Source organism: Arthrobacter sp. SO3, assembly GCF_020532825.1.
In the GTDB taxonomy this organism is placed as follows: Bacteria; Actinomycetota; Actinomycetes; order Actinomycetales; family Micrococcaceae; genus Arthrobacter.
The window spans coordinates 39,429-46,059 of the sequence record NZ_MQTS01000066.1 but is presented as its reverse complement, the minus strand read 5'-3'; the positions used below and the strand labels follow the sequence as shown (position 1 = coordinate 46,059).

7 protein-coding genes are annotated in these 6,631 nt (G+C 68.4%); 2 read left to right on the top strand and 5 right to left on the bottom strand.

Annotation, left to right across the window (positions count from 1 at the left end; translation table 11 throughout):
* The first annotated feature begins 425 nt into the window (after positions 1–425).
* Together BJQ90_RS07215 and BJQ90_RS07210 are read left to right on the top strand one after the other, a co-directional pair.
* Positions 426–1,484, top strand: coding sequence for an iron-containing redox enzyme family protein (locus BJQ90_RS07215; protein ID WP_226759617.1), 1,059 nt, complete (start codon positions 426–428; stop codon positions 1,482–1,484).
* Between the two features lie 81 nt (positions 1,485–1,565).
* Positions 1,566–1,802, top strand: a complete 237-nt coding sequence (locus tag BJQ90_RS07210; RefSeq protein WP_226759613.1) for a CDGSH iron-sulfur domain-containing protein — start codon at positions 1,566–1,568, stop codon at positions 1,800–1,802.
* A gap of 63 nt (positions 1,803–1,865) precedes the next feature.
* Here the strand turns inward: BJQ90_RS07210 and BJQ90_RS07205 are convergent, their stop codons facing one another.
* The 5 genes from BJQ90_RS07205 to BJQ90_RS07185 form a co-directional block, all read right to left on the bottom strand.
* The gene (locus tag BJQ90_RS07205) at positions 1,866–1,991 is read right to left on the bottom strand and encodes a GH32 C-terminal domain-containing protein (protein WP_226759612.1); all 126 of its coding nucleotides are present in this window, start codon (positions 1,989–1,991) and stop codon (positions 1,866–1,868) included.
* A 534-nt stretch (positions 1,992–2,525) separates the two neighbouring features.
* The gene (locus tag BJQ90_RS07200) at positions 2,526–2,786 is read right to left on the bottom strand and encodes a type II toxin-antitoxin system RelE family toxin (protein WP_226759611.1); all 261 of its coding nucleotides are present in this window, start codon (positions 2,784–2,786) and stop codon (positions 2,526–2,528) included.
* A complete protein-coding gene (locus tag BJQ90_RS07195) occupies positions 2,783–3,049 on the bottom strand; it encodes a type II toxin-antitoxin system Phd/YefM family antitoxin (protein WP_226759610.1) in 267 nt (88 codons plus the stop codon). The genes BJQ90_RS07200 and BJQ90_RS07195 overlap by 4 nt, the downstream gene beginning before the upstream one ends.
* A 224-nt stretch (positions 3,050–3,273) precedes the next feature.
* Entirely contained in the window at positions 3,274–5,646 is a 2,373-nt protein-coding gene (locus BJQ90_RS07190) for a hypothetical protein (protein WP_319004611.1), read from the bottom strand.
* A gap of 101 nt (positions 5,647–5,747) precedes the next feature.
* Positions 5,748–6,383, bottom strand: coding sequence for a peptidoglycan-binding protein (locus tag BJQ90_RS07185; RefSeq protein WP_226759616.1), 636 nt, complete (start codon positions 6,381–6,383; stop codon positions 5,748–5,750).
* Positions 6,384–6,631 lie beyond the last annotated feature (248 nt).

Sequence of the window (6,631 nt, the reverse complement as noted above, 5' to 3'; positions counted from 1 at the left end):
ACCAGGGCGGGCGCTACCGTGTTCCCGGAATCGTGCTACCAACTGTCCAGACTCGCGCTACCATCAAGCGCTACTCGCCACAGGTGAACTATGTGTAGGCATTGATTAGAAGCCGCCGGTCCAGGGCGTCACAGTACGCACGCCGTCAGCGCGGGGTCAGAGGCGAAGGGCACCGGCAGCAAAAGACAGCTTGCTTATGATGTAGTCTGCGCCTAAAGTCTACAGTGTAGACAACCTGCCTGGACGGCCTTCCTCGGCACCCAGATATCCGTCCCGGCAGCGCACTTTCCCCGGACCCGCGGTGACGCGGGCCGCAATCCTGCTTTTATGCCGCGTGCACGGCGTCGAAGCCGAGCTGCTGCAGCCACGCGGCGGCACACCATGCACCGCGATGAAACGAGCCAGCCATGGCAACTTCACAGAACATGTTGATCCCTACCCCGCGCGGACCCATCAGCGCCGGGCTGTTCCGGCTTCTCGCCGGCAGCCCCGGAGACGACGCCGGGGCCCACGACGCCCTGCGGGACCTGGTTGGGGCGCAGCTGCCGCTGATCGATGACATCATCGACGACGGCGACGTGCAGCTGACGCTGTTCTGCCTGTACGAGCTGCATTACGGAGGCCTGGACGGGGTGACCGACCGCTGGGAATGGCACCCCGGCCTGATCGCTCTCCGGCAACTGCTGGAGGAGCCGTTCGAGCGGGCGCTGCGCGATGCGGCCCTCCTGTCCGCCGGTCCGGGCCTGCCCGTTTCTGCCGCCGGCCTGGACCGTGACGCCGTGGCGGACATTCTGTTCGGACTCGCGGCCCAGGATAGTGGACCGGGCATGTCCCGCCACGTGGCGAAGAAGGCAACCTTGGACCAGCTCCGGGAATTCCTGATCCACAAATCGATCTACCAGCTCAAGGAAGCCGACCCGCACACCTGGGCGATCCCGAGGCTCAAGGGGCGGGCCAAAGCTGCGCTGGTGGAGATCCAGGCGGACGAGTACGGCGGCGGCCGCCCGGACCGCATGCACAGCGCCCTCTTCGCCCGGACCATGCGCGGGCTGGGGCTTGACGACCGCTACGGCGCCTATGTCGACGCCGTCCCGCCCGTCTCCCTCGCCTCGGTCAACATGATGTCCCTCTTCGGCCTGAACCGCAGACTCCGCGGAGCCATTGCAGGGCACCTGGCGATCTATGAGATGACGTCCTCCCGGCCGAACCAGCTGTACGGAAACGGGTTTCGACGCCTCGGATTCGAGGCCGATGTGACCGGGTACTTCGACGAGCATGTCGAGGCGGACGCCGTCCACGAACAGATCGCCGGCAGGGATCTCGCTGGCGGTCTCGTGGAGTCCGAACCCGAGCTCTTCGCGGACGTCCTGTTCGGCGCGACGGCGGTCATGGCCATCGACGCCCGCCTCACATCGCACATCATGGGGGCCTGGGACAACGACGGCTCCTCGCTGCACCAGGCCGTGTCCGCCGCTGCGGTCTGACCCCAACCCTCGCCGCGGTCACCCTAACCCCCGCCGCGGTCACCCTAACCCCCGCCATACGAACCCTCACAGTGAGCATTAATGAACCAGAACCCGCATGAATCCTCCAACGAGAACTCCATCGTTGTCTGCCCCGACGGACCGATCCTGGTGCGCGGCGACTTCCAGATTGTCACGCCCTCCGGGGAAGCAGTGCCACGGCAGCGCAAAACGGTCGCCCTGTGCCGCTGCGGCGCCTCCGCGATCAAGCCCTACTGCGACGGCACCCACAAGTTGATCGGCTTCCGGACCGAAATCCCCGGCGGGCCCGGGAAGTAAGGAAGTCCCCGGCGCGCGCTGCCCGGCCGTCAGGCAGATAATTCGGTGCGTGCAGCGGAATTCTCATGGCGGCGCTTCGGCCGCCCCCCTGAAAGCGCCGATCGCGTAGACAGCGACGTCGGTGCTGGTGTCGGGCGGAAAAATCAGTTCCGTCATGGTGACCTCGCCGCCCTGGGCGAAGACTTCCACGGAGCAGCGGGTCCACGTAGACGGTGGGGTCGTAGGACCCTTCCGTTGCCCGGACGGGGGCGCTGTCGATGGACGGGAGGGATTTGTGGAAATCTGTGTTTCCGGATTCCCGGCGGTCCACGATCAGGGGTCCTTCCGTCGCCGCGTACGACCAGCCCGAATTCCGTGGCTGTTCCCGGGGCGAGGGTGATATCGATGCGCTGGACGCTGCCCGCGGCACCTTCTAAGGTTTGGGTGCCGTCGGCGATATCAGTGTCCGTAAGGTTGAACGCTTGGCTTGCCTCCGGAAGTGCAGCGAGGTTTCCGGTGGCCTTTTGGATCAGGCGGGGTCGGTCCGTCGAAGTCTCCGACGAAGTACTGTCCGGCGGAGCCCTGAGCCCCGGAACCGTAGCGAATTATTGCTGGGAGGCTGCACCGCAGTGGCTCGGGATCAATGCCACGGCGGCCCACTGGGCAGCTTCATCGCAGCAGCCCTGGATCCTGCTCCGGGATTCCGGGGTATGTGTGCCGGAGGCATCGGTACGGATCGCCCGCCTAGCGCTGGTAGATCTCCCGACGGTGGCCCATGGCGACGACCAGGACGATGAGCTGTGCGTCGCGGATCTCGTAGATGATCCGGTAGTCGCCGGTGCGGACGCGCCAGTCGCCGCTGCTGCCGGAGAGCTTCTTGGCGCCGGGTGGCCGCGGTGTTTCGGCGAGGAGTTCGATTGCGGCCTGGATGCGTCGGCGGCCGTCGGGAGGGAGCTTGCGCAGCTGTCGGACGGCGGCCGGCGCAACCTGTACGGCATGACTCACACGAGGCCCAGTTCCGCCTTGACTTCATCCCAGGGGACAGGGCCTTCGCCGGTGTCGATCATTTCGGTCCGCGCTGCGTTGGCCGCCCGGAGATCATCCAGATCTTCGGCCGCCTCGATTAGTTTGGCAAGATCCTCGGCGTCGATCAATGCTGCGACTCGACGTCCGCGACGCAGGAGATACACAGGTTCATGGTTCACCCGGGCAGTATCGACTGCCTCGGAGAGCCGGCTTCGCGCGTCAGTGACAGACATCTCGCTCATGACCAAATTTTAACCCTACAGCGCCGCAATGTACATAACCGCAGTAAGCGCGACGATGCCCGGCCGCCGCCGGTCCGCCGATATGAAGCAGATGGCCGCCATGAGGGGTCTCATAGCGGCCATCTGTGGCGAACGGATGCCCGGAAATCCGGGCCCCACTGGAAGTGCCTGGCCTCCGCAGCCTCCGCGGCCTCCGCGGCTCCGCGGCTCCGCTGCCCGGCCTCCTACGGTGCAGGCGGCGCCGTGGCCGTCGAAGCGGCCGACGTCGGTCCGGGAGCCGGTGAGGTGGCCGTTCCTCCGGATTCCGTGGGCTGGGCTCCCGCGGGCGCAGTAGCCGTGGAAGTGGCGGCGGGGGCGGTCCCGCCGGGCGCCGGCGCGGTCCCGGGAGCGCCCGCAGTCGCCCCCGGTGTGGCGCCCGGAGCCCCCGGCGTGGCCGAAGGGCTCGCGCCCGGGCTCGCACTCGTGCTGGCCCCCGGCGAACTCCCCGATGTGGCAGGAGCCGTGCCGGACGCGACACCCGGCGTGGCGCTGGGGTCACTCTTGATGACCTCCATGATCTGGACCTTGAAGGCGTCCAGGCGCCCCTGAATCTCCGAGAGCGGCACGTTTTGCAGGTTCCGGCCGTACTCCGCGATCTGCTGCCAGAGCTCGTTGAGCCGGGTCATGCCGTCGGCGCTCAGCGGCCCGTCCAGGGTGAGGACCAGCTGGCTGGCCAGGGCGTAGGTCAGGCACCGCACGCAGTTGTAGTTCGCGGCGGCCGAGAGGTTCTCCGGGACGATCACGTCGGTCTGGCCCACGATCAGCACCACCTGGAAGCCCACCGCGACGGCGGCGCAGTCCGCGCAGCTGGCGAACGCGTAGGCCTCGTTGCGGGTGGTGACGTCCGCGCCGTCGTCGGCCCAGACCAGCGCGAAGGCGACGTCGTAGACGACGGATCCGTCCGTGGTGTTGACGGCGAGCGACTGGTTGCCGTCCTCCCCGGGCGCGGCCGGCTGGTCGAAGGGGAACACCCACGACGGCGCCGCCGGCGTTCCGGAAGCGCCGGCATCACGCGGCACCAGGACCATGCTCAGCTGCGGGTCCTCCCGGGTGGGCTTGTCCTTGCCCGCGGGCCAGAGCGCCACGGTCCGGCCGGCGCGGCCCTCCCGCATGCCGGCGGCGGAACCGGCCGGGAAAATCGCGGTGGTGGCGTCGGCCAGGGTGCCGCGCTCGTAGGGCTGGACGGGCCGGTAGCTCTCGGCGCCGGGCCACCACGCCCAGGCGAGTCCGGCCACCACGGCGGCGATCGCGGCAAGAGCGGTCCCGCGCTGGAGTGCGCGGCCGCGGGTCTTCCGCCACAGCCCGGTGACCAGTTGCCGGCCCAGCCGGAACAGGATGTAGAAGATCCCCAGGACGGGAAGCGCGACGGCGGCGATCGCCAGGATCCGCACGGCGGCATCGACGGGGTCCCCGCCGGCGAGGCTGTGGTTGAACATGGCGTACTGCTTCTGCCCGCTGTCCCACGCGGTGCCGAGCACCCGCGGCAGCGACAGGACCATCATGACCATGCTGAAGAGCAGCAGTGGAACGGTGATGAGGACCCAGGCCGTAACCACGGCGCGGGCCCACGGCTTGAGGACCTGCGCCTCCGGTTGCTTCCGGCGCCACGGCAGGAGGCTCAGCAGGGTGGGTTTGATCCGCTGGAACAGGTCCGGAACCCCAGTCGCGTCGGCGAGGATGTGGTAGCCGTCGAAGCGGACCAGCGGCATGAGCTGCCGGACCATCTGCAGCACCTGGGTTACGACGACGAGCAGCAGCGCGTCGAAGCCGGTGGCCCACCAGAGGCCCATGATGGCGACGGCGACGATCGCGTTGAAGTAGAGGCCGCCGAGGTCGGTCCGGATGCGGCCGGCCCGGCCCAGCCGGTAGGAATCGGTGACGTCGGTGAAGAACGCGGGCCAGATCAGGTACAGGCCGGTGCCCATCGCCCCCGGGGTGGCCCCGCCGCGGCGTGCGCCGGCAGCGTGCCCGAACTCGTGGAACCCGGCGGAAAGCACGGTCACGGCCAGGATCAGCAGCACCAGGCCGGGGTTGGCGAAAGCCTCATGCGTGGCGGACGCCAGGCCCTTCACCATGAACACCCACCAGCAGGCGGCGAGGAAGGCCGCGGTCACGAGGATCACGACCAGCGGGTTGAAGAGCGCGGCGAAGGGGGCGGTGATCCGGCGGGTGCTCTCCGGGTCGGTGACGGTGTAGCGGAACTTCATCCCGAGCAGCGGGTCGGCCTTGCGGACCTCGGGCTGGGAGCCGTCGGCCAGCTGCAGCAGTCCCAGGGGCAGCAGCTGGGAGTCGATGAGTGTCCGGACATTGTCGGCGCTGACCAGCCTGCCGAATCCGGCGCTGGCGTGGCTGGCGATTTCCTCGGCGCCTCGGGTGCCGTCGACCGCCTCGAGGATTATGTACAGCAGCCGGGTGAGCTGCAGGGTCTGGCCGTCGGCGCGGCGGACCAGCGAGGGCGCCTCGCGGTAGCCGGAGCCCTGGGTCTCGCCGAGGAGCTGGACGCCGTCGGCCCGGACCGGAACCGGCAGGGTGCCGGCGGCGGCAACAGGTGCAGACACAGTCGGCGGGGAGGAAACCGGTGCAGAAGAGTCCGGCGCAGAGGAGGCCGGCGGGCCGTCCGCGAGGGACGGCCCGCCGTGCGGTGTGCTCATCCGGGGAACTACTGCCGGAGGTCGGACTGCTGGTCGGCGGTAGCCGTGGCTTCGCCCGCAATGTTTTGGTTGATGATGGCGTCCTGCTGCGAGACGGCGAAGGCGTTGCTGTCGATTGAGCCGATGTTGGCGGCGACGGCGGCGTCGATCGGGGCGGCGACGTTGGCGTTGGCGGCCACGGCACCGTTGATCGGGGCCGCGATGTCGGCGGCGGCGTCCAGGTTCACGTTCACGTTCAGCAGGTTGGAGTTGAGGGCGCCGGGGACGTCGGTCGGCAGGGCGTTTTCCTCGGCCGTGACGGCGGTGGTGCCGGTGTCGGAGCCGTCGGTGCTGCCCGAGTCCTGCTGGAGCGTGCTGTCCTGGGTGGAGTCGGCGTTGGCATCGGCGTCGATGCCCTGGTTGATGATGACGCCCTGGTCGGAGAGCGCCTGGGCGTCCGAACCGAAGGACAGGATGTTGGCCGAGGCTGCTGCGTCGATCGGGGCGGCAACGTTGGCGTTGGCCGCGACGGCGAGGTCAATCGGTGCCGCCGCGTTGAGGCCGAGGTCCAGGTCCGCGTTGAGGTCCAGGACGGAGGCCACTTCCTTGGCCGGCAGCGCGGTGCCCGCCTCCGCCATCAGTTCGGCGTCACTCAGCGGGGTCATTTCCTGTTCAATGCTCACGAAAAACTCCAGTTCCGGCACGGCTTCTGCTGCCCCCAGTGAGCAGTTTCCAGACCGATGTGCCTAATGCGAGTCAATAGTAAGCATGGTTAGCATTTATCCGGTAGGCGACTCCCGGGATTACCCGCCCGGAGCCCCGGCCCGCGCCGCCCCCCAAATCTCCGCCACATCCATTCCGCGCCCGATTGGGCGAGTAATTCCGCTGCGGTAAATGTCCTGCGACGCGGAAT

What these genes read in the sequence shown, in the direction of transcription:
- BJQ90_RS07195 (WP_226759610.1), bottom strand. Translation starts at nt 3,049, where the DNA reads ATGAGCGAGATGTCTGTCACTGACGCGCGAAGCCGGCTCTCCGAGGCA.
- BJQ90_RS07185 (WP_226759616.1), bottom strand. Translation starts at nt 6,383, where the DNA reads ATGACCCCGCTGAGTGACGCCGAACTGATGGCGGAGGCGGGCACCGCG.
- BJQ90_RS07215 (WP_226759617.1), top strand. Translation starts at nt 426, where the DNA reads ATGTTGATCCCTACCCCGCGCGGACCCATCAGCGCCGGGCTGTTCCGG.
- BJQ90_RS07210 (WP_226759613.1), top strand. Translation starts at nt 1,566, where the DNA reads ATGAACCAGAACCCGCATGAATCCTCCAACGAGAACTCCATCGTTGTC.